This window comes from Terasakiella sp. SH-1 (assembly GCF_004564135.1).
Taxonomy (GTDB): domain Bacteria; phylum Pseudomonadota; class Alphaproteobacteria; order Rhodospirillales; family Terasakiellaceae; genus Terasakiella.
This window is the reverse complement of the sequence record NZ_CP038255.1, coordinates 906116-926887: the sequence shown is the minus strand read 5'-3', so window position 1 is coordinate 926887 and position 20772 is coordinate 906116. Positions and strand designations below refer to the sequence as shown.

Genomic DNA, 20772 nt, shown 5'->3' with positions numbered 1-20772 from the left:
GAGAGTGTAAATGAATTATATCCTGAGGGTATTCCTCTTATTATTCATTGCCCTCACCCTCAATCTATCCGTTAGCCATGCCGAAAAACCGACAAAAATCATCATCGGCTATGAACCGATAGAAAATCCCCCCTATTACCTAGGTACTGGTCATCAGGTCCCACAGGAAAACCCCGGCCTGACCGTCGAGCTTTTAAAACAAGTCGCAAATCAACAAAATGTAACGTTGGAATTTCTCAGGCTCCCGTGGAAACGGGCAATTGCCTCTTTAACAGACAATTCCATCAATGGTTTATTTGATGCCAGCTTTCAAAAAAAACGTACAAAATTTGCCCGCTACCCATCCCTGCCAGACCATTCAGTCGATACATCAAAAGCATTGATGGTCCAAAGGTATGTTTTATATGTCAAAAAAGGCACCAACCATTTCACATGGACAGGAAAAAGCTTTGACTTTCATTCCGGTCAAAAAAACATTGGGATTAAGCTAGGCTATTCCATCGCCAGTGACTTAAAAGCCCATCAGGCGACTATTGAAGAAACCCATAACTCTGAAAAAAACATCAAGAAATTACTCTCAGACCGCATCATTGCCTACGCCGAACTGGAAGGCATGGGTGATCGTTATCTCGCCACCCATCCCCAATATGCACAGCTTATTGAAAAGCTTGAGCCCCCCGTTCGCACAAAGCCATATTACCTTGTGTTCAGCCATGAGTTTTACAAACAGTACCCTCAATTCTGCGAAGCCTATTGGGAAAACATCCGAAGTTTCAAACAAACGAAAGCTTACACAGGCTTACTAAAGAAGTATGCCCTACACCCGAATTAAGGGGTAAACCTTGTCGAAGGGCCAAAAACTTGCTATACTCTTTTCCTGTTGAGTAACCAAAAGAGGACGCTATGGATATTACAGGATTAGCCGCATATAGCGTTGGCATGACCCAAGCCTCGCAAAAACAAGACAGCTCTGTCGCCATGGTGAAGCAAGCTGTAAAAAGCAATACCCAAGCCGCACAACAACTGAGCCAGCAAGCTGCCGATCAGGCAAAAGCGGCCTCTGCACAAGCCGTTTCGGCCCATAAGATTGATATTGTTGTTTAAGCACATTTTAAAAAGCTAACGGGACCTGTACAGCCACCATGTATCAGGTCCTGAATGTTATTCTTCCCGTTTTTGCCCTCATTGGCCTTGGCTATTTCATGGTCAAGCGTGGCTTATTCAGCCAAAGCGGCGTTGATGACCTGACGCGCTTTATCTTCTATCTTGCTGTTCCCTCCCTGTTATTTCGCACCTCTGCCAGCGGGGTCATGACCCAACGTCTGGAACTCTCTATTCTCCTGTCTTATTACGGCATGGGGGTTACGATTTTACTGGGAACCTATGTCCTTATGCGCAAAATACAGCTCTTTTCTCTAAATCTGACTTGCTTTCACGTTTATCTCAAACAATGTGGGTAGAAACCTTGCATGCAGCGGTGTTATTCACCGCAAATGGAAGGTGCCGCCCTCCACATTGTTTGAGATAAACGCCTCCGGTGGGCCTTATCTGTGCTTGTGTCGCGTCAATTTGCTTAACCGATGCCCCGCATCGCTTTGCACAATTTTCCTAACTCAAGCACAGATTAAGGCTCCATGAAACGGGTCAGATTTAGAGAAAAGAGCTGTAGGTTATGAGCGCAGTATCGTTACTGGAATTTCAGCAAGTTTTGGCAACTTGGCCCTCATCGCTCTGCCCATCGTACAAACGGCCTACCCGCCTCAGGCCCTTGCTCCACTGATGACCCTGATCACCTTTAACGCCATGATCCTGTTTACCCTGCCCTGCGTAATGATCGAAACCGGACGCAACCCCAATGCCAATATTGGTGTCATCATCGCTGGTGCTGTAAAAAGTGTCATAACCAACCCGCTGGTCATCGCCTTAATCTCTGGCTGGTTGTTTTCATTAAGCGAAGCAGAACTTCCTTCCTTGATTGATCGGGTAACTGAACTGCTTAGCAAAGCCGCTCCGCCCTGCGCTCTTTTTGTCGTGGGTGGCGGCATGGCCCGATACGCTTTAAGACTGGAAGAAACCAGAACACCCGTCCTGCTGGTCACTCTTGCCAAACTTGTGATCATGCCTCTTGGGGTTTGGCTGACCTGCACTTACATTCTTCAAACATCCCCGCTATGGACCATGATTGCGACATTAGGTGCCGCCATGCCCAGCGGTGCCAATGCCTTCATCTTTGCCACAAAATATGGCGTAGGAGATCGCATCGCGGGGAACTCGATTCTATTAACCACAATGATCTCGCTGTTTACCCTCAGCGCCTTTTTACTTTTCTTTCCGGCTCCCTAGCCCTTCCCAAGATAACAAACCAAACGACATAACTCTTTGTTTTTTCTATATTTACAAGAGGGGCCAAACCCCATTATTTCCTGCGGCACACAGAAAAGGTATCATAGTACCGTATTTTTAATACACTGTTTTTAAACGATTTTTTCCTATTGACTTCGCTGTAAAATTCAACATAATGCGCGCTCCTTCTCAGCAGGTGTTTTTTGCACCGTTTGAGAAACCGTTATTAATCCGTATGCAAGTGGAATGACATGAAAACTTACACTGCAAAGCCGAGCGAAATTGAACGCAAGTGGTTCGTAATCGACGCCGAAGGCGTTGTTTTGGGCCGTCTTGCTGCTATCGTCTCGCAATACCTGCGCGGCAAACACAAGCCGACTTACACACCGAACATCGACACTGGTGATAACATCGTCATCATCAATGCTGAGAAAGTTCAACTGACTGGCCGCAAACGTTCTGACAAAGTGTACTACTGGCACACGGGTCACCCGGGCGGGATCAAGCAGCGTACAGCAGAACAAATTCTGGATGGTGAACACCCGGAACGCGTAATCGAAAAAGCTGTTCAGCGCATGATCACACGCAGCCCGCTGGGCCGTCAGCAAATGAAAAAGCTGCACGTCTATGCTGGTTCTGAGCACCCGCATGAAGCTCAAAAGCCGGAAGTACTTGACGTTGCTTCCATGAATGACAAAAACAAACGGAGCGCATAATCATGGCTGAAGAAAAGAAGACTTTGGAAGACCTCGCTGACGTAGCGACTGGTTCTGAAGCTCCGGCTGCTGAAGCTGCTGCTCCTGCTGAGCCGAAAATCGACGCGCAAGGCCGTGCATATGGCACAGGTCGTCGTAAAAACGCTGTTGCTCGTGTATGGGTAAAGCCGGGTTCCGGTAAGATCACTGTAAACGGCCGTGACGTTGCTGAATATTTTGCACGCCCGGTTCTGCAAATGATCCTGAACCAAGTATTTGAAGTAACTGAGCGTGAAGGTCAGTTTGACGTTGTTGCAACAGTAACTGGTGGTGGCCTGTCCGGTCAAGCCGGTGCAGTTCGCCACGGTCTTTCCCGTGCCCTGAACAACTTCGAACCGGCTCTGCGCCCGGCTCTGAAAAGCGCTGGCTTCCTTACTCGTGACTCTCGCGTTGTTGAACGTAAGAAATACGGTAAAGCAAAAGCCCGCCGTTCCTTCCAGTTCTCCAAGCGCTGATTTTCACACCACTTCCGAGACATACGGATACAAAAAAAACCGCAGCCTTTTGGTTGCGGTTTTTTTGTCATTTCTTTTCAGTGAACGAAATAACCATCTATCTTTTCAATGCGTAGACATAGGTTGCTATTCTTTCCCCATTTTCACAATAGGCTAAAACTTCAATACGTTCATATCCGTCACCCTCAAAATCATCCAAAAAGCTCCAATACTTTTCTAAACGTTCTGAAATAAAAATATGCCCCTCTATGTCATCACCTTCTTCCTCGAGAAGAAGTCCAGGGTATCCCATCTCAGCTCCCCAGCCTTCAGAATACAAACAGCCCTTTACGATCGCCTTTATCCATTTCCCGCCTATCTTCTTCATTACATCCTCATTTGGCCCCCCAGGACCTAACGTTCCATAGACAAAAAGCTTATCCATCCAGTTTCCCTCCAATGAATTTGAGGTTTGAGTATAAAAATGGATTAAATTTAGGGAACTAAGATATTTTGAAATAGAATGAATATCCGTAGCAGGATATTTCACCTAAAATGACAAGACATTTTGTAATATGGGATATTCCTCTTTAAAAACTCATTCCCTTCTATTTCAAAGCCAGCCTTGCGGTAAAAATCAACCGCATTTGCGCGGGCATCACACCAGACAGATTTATTCCCAGATATCCCGAGTTCTTCCAAAACTGTTTTTAACATCAGAAGCCCAATGCCTTGCCCCTGAAACCTTGGACTAATTGCAAACTTCCGCAGTCTGATTGACTGGTCATTATCAGGAAATAGGGACAACACACCGATAAGGTGATCTTCAACAAATGCACCAAAATGCAGGGCGACATCATCGCCTTTCAGCATGCACTCTTCCAAAGGAAGGTCAGGCCACAAAACCTTATGACGCATGAGGTAAGTATCTTGAGCTTCAATCTGTTGTATCAGCGGGGACATATCATAAATCCAATGTATCTTTCCTATAAACCAACCTTTATACAATAGCGTTATTGCCATGCAGCGACAGGCATAATGTTTGGGAAATTGCCTTGAGGGCTTTTTCGGTTTTCTTGGATGTTTCAGGCACCCCCAGACAAACCCTAACCGCTTTGGGGGCTTTGCCGCTCACAACAAAAGCATCTCCGCCAATCAGACGAATACCTTGTTGCCCCATGGCTGCTATAAATTCATTTAAGCCCCAATGATCATTTAACTGTAACCAGACCTGAAAACCATTAGGGTCAGCCTTAAAAGACCCATAGGGCAGAATGTCTTTTGCCAGTTTCTGCCTGACCTTTACTTCCTTCAAAATATCTTGCACAACCAAATCAGCACAGCCGCTTGTCAATAAGTGCAGGGCCATTGCTTTGGTTATGGGGGAAGCCATCATGGAGGTTGCGCGGTTGGACAGGGCCAATGCCTGAAACTTGCTATAATCAGGAACACATAGAAAAGAAATTCGAAGCGCACTTGAGAGGCATTTTGCCAAACCAATGACATAATAGGAACGTTCCGGGGCAAAAGTGGACAAAGGCGGTGGAGCAGATACAGCCAGTCCCCCATACGCATCATCTTCAATAATTTTTACATCATATTCACGCGCAATATTGGCAATGGCAGCGCGACGTGATGTCGACCATGTTGTTGTTGTTGGGTTATGAAGCGTCGGATTACAGTAAAGAACGGAAACCTTCTTCTCAACGCAGGCTTTGCGAAAGGTGGCAGGAATAATCCCCTCTTCATCCATTTCAAGACCGATATGCCTGACCCCGAGTTGACGCATTAAAATACTGAACCCCGGATAGGTAACCGCTTCAGATGCAGCCGTATCACCCGGTTGCAACAAAAACAAAGCCAAAGAAAGCAACGCACTTTGTGTCCCCGAACAAATTAACAAATGTTCGGCCCTTGCCTCAGGCAAAAAACGGCTGACCCAAGCTGCTGCCTGCTCTCGTTCAATAGGGGATCCAATAAAATGTTGATAGCCAAAGAGAGAGCGTGTCGTCAAACGATGGGTCACTTCATTCATTTCATGATGCATCCGCGTTATCACAGCAGGATCTGTCGGAACCGGTGGCATATTCATGCCCATATCAATTTCACTTAAAGGCGCTTGTTCCTGCTCACTCTGTTCACTTAAGCGGCCTTGTACGAATGTGCCTTGCCCAACATGTGCGACAATCAAGCCTCTTTTTCGTGCTTCCCCATAAGCACGGGTGATGGTCGTAAAATCCACACCTATATCAGCAGCCAATTGTCGTTGCGTTGGCAGTTTATCCCCATAGTGCAAACGACCGCTGGCAATATCGGCCTCAATTGCATCAGCTATGGTAAGATAGACAGGCTTTACCCCATTGATTTCTATAGGCATCCAGTTTGTACGCATTCAAAAGTCCCCGACGGCACGAATTGTATGCCTGAATTTACATACAATTTATCTTTTTCACTAGGATTATTTGTTATCCGAGGTCTTTGTATGTATCCCAGACCATACAAAATCAATTGTATTGATCTGGAGAACTTCCATGCCTGACACAATAAATACAGCAACATCTCTATCTCAAAACAAGGGGCCGCTTTATGCCAGCCCGCCCAAAATCCAGGCCAAATCGGTCAAAGGGTTTTATCGCCGTTTAAAAAATAGCTTCCTGTGGGGTGGACTGGCTCTTTATCACCTGACACCACTCCTCAGATGGGATCGCGGTGAAGGCAAGACCGATCAGGCCGTCCAGTTTGATATTTCTGCACAGCGGATTTACCTATTTGCAATCGAGGTTTGGCCGCAAGATATTTACATCCTCACAGGTATTATGATTTTTGCAGCCATCGGCCTGTTTTTCTCTGCAGCACTCTGGGGGCGGGCATGGTGTGGCTTCACCTGCTTTCAGACCTTATGGACAGATTTATTCGTGAAAGTCGAAGCTTTAATCGAAGGTGATCGAAATGCAAGACTTCGCCTTGGCAAAGCCCCCTTATCCTTTGAGAAAGTGTTCAAATGCACCTTAAAGCATAGTATCTGGCTTGTGATTTCCGCCTTTTTCTCCTTGTCCTTTCTTTGGTATTTTGGAGATGCCTTTCAAACGACCCAAGATATCTTGAATGGAAATATCTCCGGCTGGTCACTGGTCACATTTCTCACCCTGTTGATTATGACCTACCTTATGGCAGGATTTGCCCGTGAGCAGGTTTGTCTCTACATGTGCCCCTATGGTCGCTTTCAGGGGGTCATGCTGGATGAGCATAGCAAAGTCATTACCTATGAGGACTGGCGGGGTGAAACACGACAAAAACCGGGGAAAAATCGTGATTTCAGCAATCGGGGCCATTGCGTGGATTGTACCATGTGCGTTCAGGTCTGCCCGACAGGCATTGATATCAGGGAAGGCAACCAGATGGGCTGTATCGGTTGTGGTCTCTGTATTGATGCCTGTGACACGGTGATGGAAAAGTTTGGCCTGCCGAAAAAACTGATCTCATATGATTCTCAGCACAATATTAATCAACGCGCAGGCAAAATACCTGTTTCCCTTACCAAGTCAAAAACAAGCCTGTTGCGCCCAAGAAATCTCGTTTACCTGACAATCTTGCTGACAACTGTTTCTCTAACCATTTTTGGCTTCTCGTCTCGTGAAATGACGAAAATCACTGTGTTAAAAGATCGTGTTCCTTTTTTTGTGACTTTGAGCAATGGTCAAATCCAGAATGCCTATACAATTCGCGTTCTCAATAAATCAGATCAGGATAAACAGTTCGGACTTTCTGCATCAGGTGAGTACGTGCCCGAACTCAAAATCCTTGGACAAACTGACAACACCATCAAAGTTGCTGCAGGACAAGTCGTAACTTTACGTGTTTTTGCCAAAGGTTCCGCCCCTCAAACAGCAGCCCAGCCAGTTACATTTGAACTGCGAGGGCAACAAAACAGCGAAACCATCACTGTCAAAACAGTTTTCCACACAGGGTCGTAAGGAAGACCATGCCCCCGTACCGCCTAAGGATAACTACTAAAGTCTCTCTACAAAAAGATAGCTTTAGCCACCTTTGTCTAAGGTGTTTCTACGGATTTTTTATTTTTATTCCCAGTGTTAGGATACTTCCTAATAAGAATAAAAATATCAGATGTTGGGAAGTACGGGGGTACGAATGGAAACGATCACTTGGCAAAATGCCCGTCATAGAACAGGCCACGATAAAATTGACCGAAAGAACAAAAGAATAGTCTCGCTTTATAATCAACTACATGACCTAAACGAAAACGATTATAGCGAAGAACTTGTGACCGAAATCCTCTGGGAACTGGTGGAATATGCTGACCACCTGATCGCAGAAGAAGCCCTGCTTGAAGAACGCGGTGCTTCAAACCTTGAAATACAAAAAGCAAAACATTCTGCCTTCTTGCAAAAAGTCTGCTCTATCTGCGAAGCCTTTGAAGAACGCCAGCCTGATATCCTCTACCAAATCAAAACGCTTTTGTCTGATTGGTGGAATAATCACGCCCTGATTGATGAAATCAAAAACCGGCCTCGCACGACACACTAAGGTCTAGCCAAATTTAAATCGCCAGAGATAACCTATAGACAAAGGGCAAACGCCATGTCCGGCGCAATAACACGCCCAGAATCCCCATTAAGGACAAGCCTACAATTGGGATAAAAATAATCAGAAACAGGCTTTTCCCCACACCGGGAATAAATAACAGTGGTGTGGCAAACAGTTCCAGCCCCCATAAAATCAACCCCTGACGGGCATGAAGCAAAATATATTGGTCCCCATCACTCACGCTTAACGGGATAAAACAAAGTGTGCCTAAATAAGCCAGAATGCTCATAAACTGACAACGGATGATCCGATCTTTATTCGGTTTGATACGTGCAAGCTGTTCAGGTGTCATGCATCTTCTCGTAGTTATTCAACGACTTCCCTTTGGTCCATACTATAGCACTCACGGTTTCAGAAACAAGCCTTTTAAAACCATTTAAAAAAGATGGGTACTTACTTATTTAATGAGCTAAATAGCACTATAATAACCATATAGATTACAGAGATATTTTAAGAATTCACCTTAACCAAAAGGTCACAGACTTCACGCACAGCCCCTTGCCCACCACATTTTTGGGTAACGTAAATGGTCTGCTCTTTCACCTCTTCAATCGCATCAGCCACGGTAATAGGTGTGCCGATTTTTTCCATAATGGACAGATCGTTCAAATCATCCCCCATATGAGCCACATTATCGAGGCTGATACCCAGTTCATCGCAAATCTTTTGCAAAATCTCGATCTTGTTTTTCGCCCCGGTATAGACATGAGGAATGCCCAAACGTTTACCACGTTCCTGAATGGCATTTGTTGTGCTCGCACTGATGATACAAAGCTCAACCCCGGCTTCACGGGCACATTTCATTCCCATCCCGTCTTTGACATTGAACTTGCGCAGCTCATCACCGGTTTCGGTATAATAAAGCCCGCCATCGGTCAGAATGCCATCAACATCCAAACTCAACAGTTTGACCGTTTTCAGCTTTTCCTTGAAATCACGCGGTGAAAGTTTTTCACGAATAAACACCGAAAGTCCCCTTTATAGATCAATTTCTTGGGACGTACTCTACAACGCTGTGCCACGAAGTAAAAGCTTTTCGAACTCAGCTGCTGCCAAAGGCTTGCTAAAATAGAAGCCCTGAATGTAATCACAGCCATTTTGGCGCAGGAATTCAAGCTGCTGGTTATTTTCCACCCCTTCACCGACAATTTCCAAATCCATACTTTTGGCAATGGCAATCACCGCTTTGGCCAGCTTTTCCGATGTCTCCCCCTTCCCATCCTCAATATTATTAATAAAGGAACGGTCAATTTTCATAATATCCAGCGGGAAATGATGGAGATAATTCAAAGATGAATACCCTGTCCCAAAATCATCAATACTCAGCTTGACCCCTTTGTCTGACAAGGCGTTCAAGGATTGAGTCATGGCCGCATGGGAAGAGGCAATAAAGCTTTCCGTAATTTCAATTTCCAGCATATGGGGTTCCACCCCTTCTTCTGCCATGATGCTCAACAGCTCCTGTGCGAGGTCAGGTTTTGAAAACTGTCGCCCAGACAGATTAACCGCCACATTCACCACTGGAACACCTGTCTCTTTCCATTTTCGGATTTGTGAACACACTGTTCGAAAGACCCATTCACCAATAGGCAGGATCAAACCTGTTTCTTCTGCCAGCGGGATGAATTTATCCGGCCCGATCAGCCCATGTTCTGGATCTTCCCAGCGGATTAAAGCTTCAGCCCCGATAATCTCTCCGGTTTTCGCATTCACTTTGGGCTGGTAATGCATCGAAAATTGATCTTCTTCCAAAGCATGGCGCAAACGGTTTTCCAGCCGGACACGTTCCTGTGCCCGCACATTCATTTCTTCTGTAAAGAACATAAAGCTGCCACGCTCATGTTCCTTGGCATGGTAAAGAGCGGCATCTGCCTTGCGGATTAATTCCGATAAGTCCTTACCATCACTGGGATAAAGCGCAATGCCACTGCTGGCTGAAAGGCTGACTTCCTGCTGTAAACCACTCAATTTAAAAGGAGCTTTTAACGCATGAAACAGATTTGTCACCGCCCGGCTTGCCGCAGCTTCATCCCCTGCCCCCAATAACAGCAAGATAAATTCATCACCGCTGACACGGGCAATGGTATCTGCACTGCGCACAACATGGTCCAGACGGCGCGCAACCTCTTTTAAGATCACATCCCCCGTCCCATGCCCGAGACTTTCATTGAAAAATTTAAAATTATCCACATCCATATAGACCAGCGCAAACGGCTTTTCTTCCCGGTCCGCCATTGCTGCGGCCTGTTGAAACCGGTCACTCAGCAAGCGCCTGTTCGGCAATCCCGTCAAATGGTCATAATTTGCCTGATAACTGAGCTGTTCCTGATTTTCACGATGAATAGTAATGTCGCTAAAAACCGCCACATATTCTTCGATCTCACCCTCACCATTTTTATGGGCCGTAATGGTTAACCATTCCAGATAACTTTCCCCATTTTTGCGGCGGTTCCAAATCTCGCCCGACCAACGCCCGTCTGTTTCAAGACAGCCCCACATGGCCTGATAAAATTCATGATCATGCTTACCGGAACTGAGCAAAGACGGGTTATGACCTAAAATTTCCTCTTCTTGATACCCTGTGATGCTTTGAAAAGCCTGATTGACAAAGACAATACGGTTTTGTGCATCCGAGACCATCACCCCTTCCATCACATTATCGAAAACGGTTTTGGATAAACGACGCTGCTTTTCTTCGGCAATCGTTTTTGTCAGATCCTGTACAACCCACAAGCTTCCGGCCTGATAATTTTTAGGGTCAATAACACGTCCAATTAACTTGCCATGAAAACGCTCCCCCTCTTGCCTGCGCAATAAGGGGGACAGCTCGACCACCTGGTTTTCCTGCAGCTTTGGGCGACTATAGAGAAGAGCATCTTGAAAACTGGACGGGTCGCTATAAAAGACCTCAGGACTGCGCCCAACCAACTGTCCACGCCCAAAACCAAACATGGCTTCAAGTTGAGACGAACACCATTGAATAACCCCGTCACGCACGAACACGACCCCAACCGGCATATTATCCAGCAAACTGCGCAGATGAAGGTTGGCTTTATCCAGGTTTTGCTGGGTATATTGTTCTTCGGTGACATCAATCGCCACACAGATCAAACCATCATATTCATCCGGGGCCTTTAAAACCGGTGAGAAACGCATCTCAATCCAGTGACGGTTAATGGCAAAAATCGCCCGGCGTTCTTCGCCAGACAAACATTCACGGCAACAATTAAGAATATCAGGATGGCCCTTAAACACATCAAAAGCCGTTTGGCCTTCAATCGTTTCACTGTCCATGCCCAAAGCCGCCAGTCCACGCCCTTCCCCCAGCGTAAAAACCCCTTGTCCATCCAGCGCAAACAGAGCAATCGGCAAATTGTCCACCACATAATGCCAGCGCGCTTCATTCATCCGCAACACGCCTTCGATCATGCGGCGTTGCTTGGCTTCTTGTTCCAGTTGCAGGTTATAACTTTCAAGGGAATTACGCGAAGCATCGCGCTCGTGCTTATGACGCCCCATAAAGGCCAGTAACACGCACCATAAAAGGGTTGTGCCAACACCAACCAACAAAACAATCCAGTGTAAGTCATGCAAAACCCCTTGGTCCTTATCCTGCAAAGCCACAAGGGAAAGCTCCATATGAAATCCGGCTGTACCAAAAGAGACATGCTGTCTGAAAGATGCCGCTTCATGGAGGTTATGACCATCCGTTCTTTCCACCAGACCGGATTGATAGGCAATATAGACGTCTTGGCCCTGCTTTCCTTCAAGCTTAAGGTAAATCAGATTATTCGGTGCCCTGAAACCATCCCAGCTTTTACGCATAATACGTGACAGGTCCAGCCACCCCAGCAAATACCCTTCGGGTTGCAGCGTCCCAGAGCCAGATTTGTGGAGCATGCTGGCTTTTTGGAAAAAAGGCTGTCCAACCACAAGATAGGCCGTCCCCTGCTCTTCAACGACATCCAGTCCAAAAACAACACTATCCTGAATTTCGGGTTTTGCAATACTGGACTGCCACTTGGCCTGATGGTCCCAAATAAAGTCCCCTGTGTGCTGTTGGTCTAAAGCATTTAAGGTGACAATATCATCATAAAGGCCCTCTTCTCTCTCCATCCATAAAGGAGCCCAGGCAAGATGCCGGTAGCCGTCTTGAAGCGTTAACCCAGCCAACAAGGGCTTCACCCGTTGTAACGCAGCGCGAATATCCTCTTTTTCAGGCTGTTCAGCCTCAACGAAAAATTGACCGGCTATTGGCACCAGAAGGTTTGAGCTTTTTTTCAGCTCCGCAGCAAAAGCCTGAACATATTCATTGGACAACACCTCACGTCTTTTTTGTCCCTGTTCAAATTGAAGCTGCAAGACATAATAACTGAGTAAACCTGTAAGCGATAACCCAAAAACCAGCGCTGCGAAAGATCGCAGATAGAGCCTTTTCTTTGACTGCCCATGTTCAGATGGGGCCGCGATCATAGACGCACCTCCAGCTTTAGGTTAAAAACCGATAAGACCTGTTCCTATTCAGATATAAATAGTCTATCTGTTTTTGAAGGACTTATCACGTTTTTTATAACGCAACCAAAGATTACGGCTCTTTTCTCTTAGGGCGTAAACTCATAAAATAGACTTGTTTGGCGGAGATGTATTTGAGGATAGACAAGGCATGAACCCCGCAGAAGTGCAAGCACCTTAAGGGTTTTATAACGCAGCTCTATCCTCAAATACATCCCGTCTCTTACGGGATTTCCCTAAAATATAGGCATTACTGCGTTAAAGTCTTTTGAAAGTACAAGTACTTCCTGCAAGCCTTTGCCTTGTCTTGCCTATATTTTAGGGAAACCAAAGCAAGTCTATTTTATGAGTTTACGCCCTAAGCTTTCGCCTCATCACGCTCTGCACGTTCATTACGCCAGCGCATGGTTTTCAACAAGGTGCCAATCGTAATGGACCCAAGGGTCGCAAGGGCAATCTCGTCAATCTCTGTCAGCACCATATTCAGTGCATTACCAATATCTGTATCGGCCTGCGCATCACGGCTGCGCTCATTTTCCCCACCGACATCTTCAAAAAGATGGATCACATCAAAAAGAGTGGTGCGTTTCAAATTACCGGAAAAACGATAGCCCCCGCCTGCCCCACGGACAGATTCAACCAGCCCGGCCCGGCCCAGATCCCGCAAAACCTTCGCCAAATGATTGGCGGAAATATTGTATTTTTCAGCAATATCTGTTGCGGAAAGCTGTACATCTGGATCACGGGCCAATTCCAGAACCGCATAAAGAGCACAATATGTCGCTTTTTGAAGTTTCATACCATGTCCCTCAATCCAGCGGCATTTCAAGTTCGATGTAAGGACCACCCATCATGCCCTGGCTTCGAAAAAAACTAAGGTTCAGGTTATCTTTACGATGCAACATGGTACGGGCCTGCCCCACACCTGCCTTGCGGAACTGTTCACAGACGGTTTCAAACAAACGGGTCCCCACTTGCTTAAGGCGCATTTCCGGGTTCACCCCAATGGTATAGACCCAACCACAAGGTTCTGAACCGAACTCCCAGGCGCGCACTTCACCAATGATAAAGCCTGCAAAAGTACCATCAATTTCACAGACATAGAAAAAGCCCTCGTTGGAATCCCCATAGCGATGATAGGTTTCAGCCCAGTAATCAGGCTTATGCTGTCCGGTATTATAGGCATGCAGGTCAGTAACAGCAGGCAAGTCTTTTTCATCCGCATCACGGATGATAAAGGTCACGCCATCGACCTTCATTTCCTTAAGGAATTCCGATTTACCCATAACTTTGGCAATGCCTTCACTACTGTGTTTTCCCGTATTTCTTAAAATACGCATTTCGGTACCACTTTGTAAAGACTCCTCTCAAAAAACTTGTTTCTCTTCCGTTTTCAACCTCGTTTCTCTGTGAAACCCTTCACAGAATTTTAACACGCACCGTGATATATAGTGCACAAGTTGTAAAAAGGGCACATACCATGACGTTACCGATCAATAAATCCATTGTGATTGCTATTTCCATTGCGCTTGCCATCTCCTTGTGGCTGCTTTCGGGCCTGTTTAAAGAGGATGCAACCACTGTCATTCAGGATTTAGAGGATCAAAAAACGCCAAAAAAAGTCCATGTGCTAGTCTCTTCCCAACAGGCTATAGACCACCGGGACATTGTTAAAATTTATGGTCAAACCCAAGCCAACCGCACCATTGAAATCAAAGCCCAAACCGCTGGTGAGGTTAAAGAACTGCTGATTGAAAAGGGCACCTTTGTCAAAAAAGGTGATGTGATTGCCCGCCTGAAAGTCGATGACCGTAACCGTCGCTTACAAAGTGCACAAAGTGCTGTGCGTTTTCGCCAGCTTGAATTTGAAGCCTCGCGCAAGCTTTCACAAAAAAGCTTTCGTTCCCAAACCAAACTGGCCGAAGCCGAAAGCCTGCTGAATGCTGCCAAAGCAGAACTTAGAAATGCCCAGCTTGACCTTGCCCACATTGAAATCAAGGCCCCATTTCCCGGCAAACTGGACGATCATATGATTGAGGTGGGGGATTATCTTTCCACCGGCCAATCTGTGGCAACACTGGTTGACCTTTCCCCCATTGTCATTGCCGCTGACATTCCGGAAAACCACATTACCAAAATTGCAGACGGGCAAGCTGCGACAGCGATCCTCAATAACGGTCGATCTATTGAAGGGATCATTCGCTATGTTGCCTCCACCAGCAACAGTACAGCGCGAACCTATAAGGTAGAAATGGAAGCCGATAATCCGAACCATGAAATCACAGCCGGTCTTACAGCCAAGCTGCACCTCCAAGTTGGGACACAATCGGCTTATTTACTCTCTCCATCCATTTTAACCTTATCTGATCAAGGTGTTATTGGGGTAAAGACTGTTAATGCAACGGATCAAGTTGAATTTCACCCCGTCAACCTGATTGAAGATACAGTCAAAGGGATCTGGGTATCCGGCCTTCCTGCCCGTGCACGTATCATCATCCGGGGGCAGGAATATGTTAAAACCGGGCAACTGGTCAGTGCTGAGGAACAATAAGCGATGAAAAATGCAATTGAAGCAGCACTGGGTCATTCACGCACCGTTATTTTAACGTTGCTGCTGATCCTCATTACCGGGTCTGTTGCCTATAACACCATCCCCAAAGAGTCCGATCCAGACATTAACATCCCCATCATCTATGTCGTTGCCAGCCATGACGGTATTTCACCAGAAGATGCCGAGCGCCTTATCCTGCGCCCATTGGAACAGGAACTGCGCACCATCGAAGGGGTTAAGGAAATGCGCTCCACCGGCTATGAAGGCGGGGGAAACGTCACACTGGAATTTGAAGCAGGCTTTGATGCTGACAAGGCTTTGGATGACGTGCGTGAAAAAGTCGACCTTGCCAAATCAGAACTGCCTGATGAAACCGAAGACCCCACCGTACATGAAGTCAATTTCAGCCTGTTCCCCGTTCTGGTCGTCACAATCGCAGGGGAAGTGCCCGAACGCACATTGGTCAAACTGGCGCGGGACCTGCAAGACGCCATTGAAGCGATCCCTACTGTACTGGAAGCCGAAATTGCCGGTGATCGCGATGAAATCGTGGAAATCATCATTGATCCCGCCCGCGTGGAACTCTATGGCCTGACCCCGGCTCAAGCCATGAATATGGTCACATCGTCCAACAAACTGGTTGCTGCGGGGTCCCAGGATACGGGCAAGGGACGTTTTGCCGTCAAGGTGCCCGGCCTTTATGAAAGTGTCTTTGACATCAAAGCCCAACCTTTAAAAGTTGACGGTGATGCGGTTGTGAAATTGGGGGACATTGCCGATGTACGTCGGACCTTTGTTGATGCCACCAGTTTTGCCCGTGTAAACGGCAAGCCTGCCATTGCGCTGGAAGTGTCCAAACGCACAGGTGAAAATATCATTGAAACCATTGAACGGGTACGCCGTGTGGTGGACCTTGAACATTCCCTTTGGCCCCAGGCCCTGCAAGAAAATATTCAAGTCTCTTATTCTCAAGATCGTTCCAACCAAATTCGCACCATGCTGGCCGATCTGCAAAATAACGTTCTCAGCGCGATTTTGCTGGTCATGGTTGTTGTTGTCGCCGCCCTTGGCCTACGTACGGCAGGACTGGTCGGCATTGCTATTCCCGGTTCCTTCCTGACCGGTATTCTGGTGATTTCGGCTCTGGATATGACCATGAACATCGTGGTGCTTTTCAGCTTGATTTTGGCTGTTGGCATGCTGGTTGACGGGGCTGTTGTTGTTACAGAATATGCTGATCGTAAAATGATTGAAGGCTTGCATCGCCGTAAAGCCTACGGTCTGGCCGCCCAGCGTATGGCCTGGCCGATCACCGCCTCCACCGCCACGACATTGGCAGCCTTTCTCCCTCTTCTTTTCTGGCCGGGCATTGTCGGGGAATTCATGAAGTTCCTGCCCATCACCTTGATTGCAACCTTATCGGCCTCTTTGCTCATGGCCCTGGTTTTTGTCCCCACCCTTGGCTCTTTATTTGGGAAAGCCTCACAGGCTGTGCCCGACTTAAGCGAAATTGCACCGGATAAGGAAACTGACCTGAGCAAGCTTTCCGGCCTGACCGGACGCTATGTCCACCTCCTGCAAAAGGCCCTGCGCCACCCGGCCAAAATTTTGGGCGGAGCGGTGGCTGTGCTGGTTTTAGTTCAGGTCGTCTATGGCAACTTTGGTAAAGGTGTCGAATTCTTCCCTGAAGTTGAACCTGAAAACGCCAAGGTAAACGTACGCGCACGCGGCAACCTGTCTGTCTGGGAACAAAAAGAAATTGTCGAGCTTGTGGAAGCCCGCATTCTCCCCATGACGGAATTTAAAACCGTCTATACCCGTATTGGCAAAGAACAAAACAGCGAAGAAGCCGAAGATATCATTGGTTCCGTCTCTCTTGAATTTAAAGACTGGCAGGACCGCCGTCCCGCCAATGAAATTCTGGCCGACATTGCCAAGCGCACAGCCGATATCCCCGGTATCGAAATTGATTTTCGCAAACAGGAAGAAGGCCCCCCGACAGGCAAGCCGGTCAATATTCAGCTGTCGTCACGTTATACAGACCTCCTGCCCGCAGCCATTGCGACCATTCGTACCGGATTGGAACAAATGGACGGGATGATGAATTTTGAAGACTCCCGCCCCCTGCCCGGTATTGACTGGGAATTGAAAGTAGACCGGGCACAAGCCGCAAAGTTCGGTGCAGATATCGGTCTGGTGGGCAATTTCATTCAAATGACCACCACAGGTCTGAAACTTGGGGAATATCGCCCTGATGACACTGATGATGAAGTTGAAATTCGCGCCCGTTTTCCCATTGCTGATCGCACCATTGACCAGCTGGAAGACATCCGCATCAATTCTGAAGCAGGCAGTGTACCGATTAGCACCTTTGTCCAAACCACGGCTGAACCGCGTGTAGGCAATGTCAATCGCGTCGATGGTTTTCGCGTCATGGCGGTCAAGGCTGATGTCTTGCCCGGTGTGAATGTGGATGCCAAGCTCAAGGAAATTAAAGACTGGCTGAAAACACAAAAGATTGACCCGCGCATCAAGGTTGAATTTAAGGGCGAAGATGAAGAACAGCGCAAGGCCGAAGCTTTCTTAAGTAAAGCCTTCGGGGTTGCCCTGTTTATTATGGCAATCATTCTTGTAACCCAGTTCAACAGTTTCTATAGCGCCTTTCTCATCCTGTCGGCTGTGATTATGTCCACCATCGGGGTTTTCATCGGCCTACTGATCACAGGCCAGCCTTTTGGGATTGTCATGGGCGGGATTGGCGTGATTGCACTGGCTGGGATTGTTGTGAATAACAACATCGTTTTAATTGATACATTTGATCGCTTAAAACACGAAACAGGCACTGTTTTTGATGCCATCGTCCTGACCGGGGCACAACGTATGCGCCCGGTGCTGCTGACCACCGTCACAACCATGCTGGGCCTGCTGCCGATGGTGATGCAGCTCAACATCGACTTTTTTACCCGGGAAATCAGTTCAGGGGCACCCTCAACCCAATGGTGGGTTCAACTGTCCACAGCTATTGTTTTCGGCCTTGGTTTTGCAACAATTTTAACCCTTGTCGTCACGCCATGCGCCTTGATGGTGCGGGCAAATGTGCAGGAATGGTATAAAAATAGAAAAAAATCATCACAAAAGTGATGAACCAAAAGCTTGTAATGCGCAAAAAAATGCTCGAAAACCAACTCTAAATAGCACCATATCAGGATTTAATCCTTTCGTATTACTTCATAGATAGCATCCATCAGAAGGTGATTTTATATTCAAAAAGACAAAACAAAACTGTACTAAAAATATTGGAAAAGCTTACCGTAAAATCAAATAAACGTAATTAAAACAAAAGGTAATATACAATTCCTCTCCAGTTAGCTGTGAAAAACACCTCTCTACACCTTAAGTAATCTTGGGTAGAACCAGTCTAAAAACAGGGCAACATAGGTATTTCCCCATAGTACTAAGGAAGCAAAATGTCGCATTTCACCTAACTCTTATGCACATTTGCTATATTCTGCCAAAAACGTACAGTTTATGGGTGTAAAGCGTATAACGAGCTGGAGGGCAATATGTATTCCGATTTGTCTTTTATGATTGCCATGAATGGCGCTCCCTACCCTGTTCAATTTGAGGCAGACGTGCTGGAAGAATTTGCACGCGAACATGCCGATACCATTGACGGTGAAGTCCGCAAATTTTCAGATAAATGGTTCGGCCCGACCCATTTCCTTGACCATCAAAACCGCCTTGGCGTTGTTGCCCAGCTGATCCGTGATGCGATTGCTGAAGAAAACGGTACCTCTGTCGCCAAATATGTATTGTGGATGGCAGCGCGTTATCCAGAAATTTCTGGAATTCGTATTGACCAGGACACATATGAATTTACGGCGAGCATTTTTGATGAAACAACGCCGGAAGGCTGCTCAGTTCACTAATCCATCAAAACTTTCGCCTGTAGATGTTTTAACATGGCGAAAGGTGATCAATGGGGAAAACGGGTACCACTGTTTTCTGGCTGGAAAAAACCTTTGATGAGACACTCTCCCTTCTCATTGAAGCAGAACAATATCATGCCTATTGCTTCCAGCAACAAGTCAGTCACCTTGTCCCTGATGAGCGCCTTACATTGACCAAAGAGTCCTTGCGTGTGACCTCGCGCCTGTCCCACATGGTTTCCTGGCTGATGAGTGAAAAAGCCATTTTAAACCATGAAATTACCCGTCAGGACTTCCTTGACCTAAATCCACCTTTGGCAGATGAAACGATTTGCACCGAACCAGCATGCGACAACATCAAATGCTGCCCCCAGGCCCTGCAAAGCCTACGCAAAAGAAGCTGGGAACTTTTCATGCGTGCCAGCCGCATCGAGGGCATGTTGAGGAAACATTAACCTAAAATTTCCTCGACCAGACTCACCCAATAACTTGCGCCAATATGCAACACATCATCATTAAAATCAAAACCCGGATTATGTAGAAGACAGCCCCCCGGTATGCCCCCTGTTCCCAACCAGACATAACAGCCCGGCTTGGCCTGAAGCATATAGGCAAAATCTTCGGCCCCCATGCTCGGGGTTGGGTCCGTAATCACATGGTTTTGCCCGACCACCTTTAAGGCGGCCCTTTTGGCGACTTCGGTTTGAGAAGCATCATTCACAGTTGCAGGATACCCCGCAATATAATCCAGCTCATAGCTCGCCCCATGGGTCAAACATACACCCTTGGTAATGCGATTAATGGTTTCTTCCAGTTTGGCCTGAACACCAGTGTCAAAGGAACGAATGGTTCCTCGTAGAACAACCTCTTGCGGGATCACATTCCAGGTATGACCACCATTGATTTGAGTGATGGATACAACAACAGCATCTTGCGGGTTGACCACACGGCTGGAAATGGTTTGCAAGGCTAAAACCAGCTCACTGGCAACAACAACAGGATCAATGCCCAAATGCGGCATTGCCCCATGACACCCCACCCCTTTAATCCGCACTTCCATCGCATCACAAGCTGCCATCAACGGCCCCGGCTTCATCGCCATGGTACCCGCAGGTAGCTCCGGCCAGTTATGCATCCCAAATACAGCATCCGCAGGAAATTTTTCAAATAAACCTTCTTCAACCATCACACGGCCACCGCCCTGATTTTCCTCAGCAGGTTGAAAAACAAAATGAACTGTGCCTGAAAAGGTTTCTTTATTTTCAGATAGGTATTTGGCCGCGCCCAGCAACATCGCCATATGGCCATCGTGACCACACCCATGCATTTTGCCGTCATGACGCGAACAATGTGGCACATTGGACTGTTCCACCATATCCAGCGCATCCATGTCAGCCCGCAAGGCAATTGCGCCGCCCTCCCCATTTCTCAATGTGGCGACAATGCCCGTTTTCGCCAGCCCTTCATAAACCTCCAACCCAAACTCTTTCAGGCGTGCTGCCACAAATTCCTGCGTTAAAATTTCTTCAAAAGCCGTTTCCGGATATTGATGTAAATGGCGACGCCAGTTTGTCATCTCCTGAACAAGAGAGTGTGCCTGTGAAATTTTCATGAAAAATGACCCTAATCAATTGCCGAAAATG

Annotated in this window: 21 protein-coding genes; 12 read left to right on the top strand and 9 right to left on the bottom strand. The window is 46.9% G+C overall.

Going from position 1 to position 20772, the window contains the following annotated elements; all coding sequences use genetic code 11:
- Positions 1-10: 10 nt before the first annotated feature.
- The 6 genes from E4K71_RS04215 (at position 11) to rpsI (ending at position 3553) form a co-directional block, all read left to right on the top strand.
- Positions 11-832, top strand: a complete 822-nt coding sequence (locus E4K71_RS04215; RefSeq protein WP_135077028.1) for a transporter substrate-binding domain-containing protein — start codon at positions 11-13, stop codon at positions 830-832.
- 71 nt (positions 833-903) lie between these two features.
- Positions 904-1104 carry a hypothetical protein gene (locus tag E4K71_RS04210; RefSeq protein ID WP_135077026.1) on the top strand — a complete coding sequence of 67 codons (201 nt, stop codon included), beginning with the start codon at positions 904-906 and terminating at the stop codon, positions 1102-1104.
- 38 nt (positions 1105-1142) lie between these two features.
- Positions 1143-1460 (top strand): AEC family transporter, encoded by a 318-nt coding sequence (locus E4K71_RS04205; protein ID WP_135077024.1) that lies wholly within the window; start codon positions 1143-1145, stop codon positions 1458-1460.
- 256 nt (positions 1461-1716) lie between these two features.
- Positions 1717-2343, top strand: a complete 627-nt coding sequence (locus tag E4K71_RS04200; protein ID WP_135077021.1) for an AEC family transporter — start codon at positions 1717-1719, stop codon at positions 2341-2343.
- A 251-nt stretch (positions 2344-2594) separates the two neighbouring features.
- On the top strand, positions 2595-3059 hold the full coding sequence (rplM, locus tag E4K71_RS04195) for a 50S ribosomal protein L13 (protein ID WP_135077018.1): 465 nt from the start codon (positions 2595-2597) through the stop codon (positions 3057-3059).
- Between the two features lie 2 nt (positions 3060-3061).
- The gene (gene rpsI, locus E4K71_RS04190; protein ID WP_135077015.1) at positions 3062-3553 is read left to right on the top strand and encodes a 30S ribosomal protein S9; all 492 of its coding nucleotides are present in this window, start codon (positions 3062-3064) and stop codon (positions 3551-3553) included.
- 97 nt (positions 3554-3650) lie between these two features.
- Here rpsI and E4K71_RS04185 read toward each other — a convergent pair whose 3' ends face one another.
- From E4K71_RS04185 to E4K71_RS04175, 3 genes are all read right to left on the bottom strand, one after another.
- Complete coding sequence (locus E4K71_RS04185; protein ID WP_135077012.1) at positions 3651-3977, bottom strand: gamma-glutamylcyclotransferase family protein; 327 nt, start codon at positions 3975-3977, stop codon at positions 3651-3653.
- A 101-nt stretch (positions 3978-4078) separates the two neighbouring features.
- Positions 4079-4495: a GNAT family N-acetyltransferase gene (locus tag E4K71_RS04180; protein ID WP_135077009.1), complete on the bottom strand. Its 417-nt coding sequence runs from the start codon at positions 4493-4495 to the stop codon at positions 4079-4081.
- Between the two features lie 37 nt (positions 4496-4532).
- Entirely contained in the window at positions 4533-5924 is a 1392-nt protein-coding gene (locus E4K71_RS04175) for a PLP-dependent aminotransferase family protein (protein WP_135077006.1), read from the bottom strand.
- 139 nt (positions 5925-6063) lie between these two features.
- Between E4K71_RS04175 and ccoG the strand changes: the two genes are divergently transcribed.
- Together ccoG and E4K71_RS04165 are read left to right on the top strand one after the other, a co-directional pair.
- Positions 6064-7506: a cytochrome c oxidase accessory protein CcoG gene (gene ccoG / locus E4K71_RS04170; RefSeq protein ID WP_135077003.1), complete on the top strand. Its 1443-nt coding sequence runs from the start codon at positions 6064-6066 to the stop codon at positions 7504-7506.
- Between the two features lie 175 nt (positions 7507-7681).
- Positions 7682-8077, top strand: coding sequence for a hemerythrin family protein (locus E4K71_RS04165; protein ID WP_167730270.1), 396 nt, complete (start codon positions 7682-7684; stop codon positions 8075-8077).
- A gap of 13 nt (positions 8078-8090) precedes the next feature.
- On the opposite strand, the gene E4K71_RS04160 is transcribed toward E4K71_RS04165, so the two are convergent.
- The 5 genes from E4K71_RS04160 to E4K71_RS04140 all read right to left on the bottom strand — a co-directional run bounded on the left by E4K71_RS04160 (position 8091) and on the right by E4K71_RS04140 (position 13989).
- Positions 8091-8429, bottom strand: coding sequence for a hypothetical protein (locus E4K71_RS04160; RefSeq protein WP_135076997.1), 339 nt, complete (start codon positions 8427-8429; stop codon positions 8091-8093).
- Positions 8430-8587: 158 nt separating this feature from the next.
- Entirely contained in the window at positions 8588-9103 is a 516-nt protein-coding gene (locus tag E4K71_RS04155; protein WP_206201955.1) for an HAD-IA family hydrolase, read from the bottom strand.
- Between the two features lie 39 nt (positions 9104-9142).
- Positions 9143-12610 (bottom strand): EAL domain-containing protein, encoded by a 3468-nt coding sequence (locus E4K71_RS04150; protein ID WP_135076994.1) that lies wholly within the window; start codon positions 12608-12610, stop codon positions 9143-9145.
- Positions 12611-13007: 397 nt separating this feature from the next.
- Positions 13008-13448, bottom strand: coding sequence for an Rrf2 family transcriptional regulator (locus E4K71_RS04145; protein WP_135076991.1), 441 nt, complete (start codon positions 13446-13448; stop codon positions 13008-13010).
- A gap of 10 nt (positions 13449-13458) precedes the next feature.
- Positions 13459-13989 carry a GNAT family N-acetyltransferase gene (locus tag E4K71_RS04140; RefSeq protein WP_240796871.1) on the bottom strand — a complete coding sequence of 177 codons (531 nt, stop codon included), beginning with the start codon at positions 13987-13989 and terminating at the stop codon, positions 13459-13461.
- Positions 13990-14129: 140 nt separating this feature from the next.
- Between E4K71_RS04140 and E4K71_RS04135 the strand changes: the two genes are divergently transcribed.
- The 4 genes from E4K71_RS04135 to E4K71_RS04120 all read left to right on the top strand — a co-directional run bounded on the left by E4K71_RS04135 (position 14130) and on the right by E4K71_RS04120 (position 19584).
- Positions 14130-15200, top strand: coding sequence for an efflux RND transporter periplasmic adaptor subunit (locus E4K71_RS04135; RefSeq protein ID WP_135076988.1), 1071 nt, complete (start codon positions 14130-14132; stop codon positions 15198-15200).
- Between the two features lie 3 nt (positions 15201-15203).
- Positions 15204-18341, top strand: a complete 3138-nt coding sequence (locus E4K71_RS04130; RefSeq protein ID WP_135076986.1) for an efflux RND transporter permease subunit — start codon at positions 15204-15206, stop codon at positions 18339-18341.
- 422 nt (positions 18342-18763) lie between these two features.
- Complete coding sequence (locus E4K71_RS04125) at positions 18764-19129, top strand: hypothetical protein (protein WP_135076983.1); 366 nt, start codon at positions 18764-18766, stop codon at positions 19127-19129.
- Positions 19130-19179: 50 nt separating this feature from the next.
- Positions 19180-19584: a DUF1465 family protein gene (locus tag E4K71_RS04120; protein ID WP_135076980.1), complete on the top strand. Its 405-nt coding sequence runs from the start codon at positions 19180-19182 to the stop codon at positions 19582-19584.
- Here E4K71_RS04120 and E4K71_RS04115 read toward each other — a convergent pair.
- The gene (locus E4K71_RS04115; protein ID WP_135076977.1) at positions 19581-20741 is read right to left on the bottom strand and encodes a M20 aminoacylase family protein; all 1161 of its coding nucleotides are present in this window, start codon (positions 20739-20741) and stop codon (positions 19581-19583) included. The two genes, E4K71_RS04120 and E4K71_RS04115, sit on opposite strands and share 4 nt — an antisense overlap.
- Positions 20742-20772: the final 31 nt, after the last annotated feature.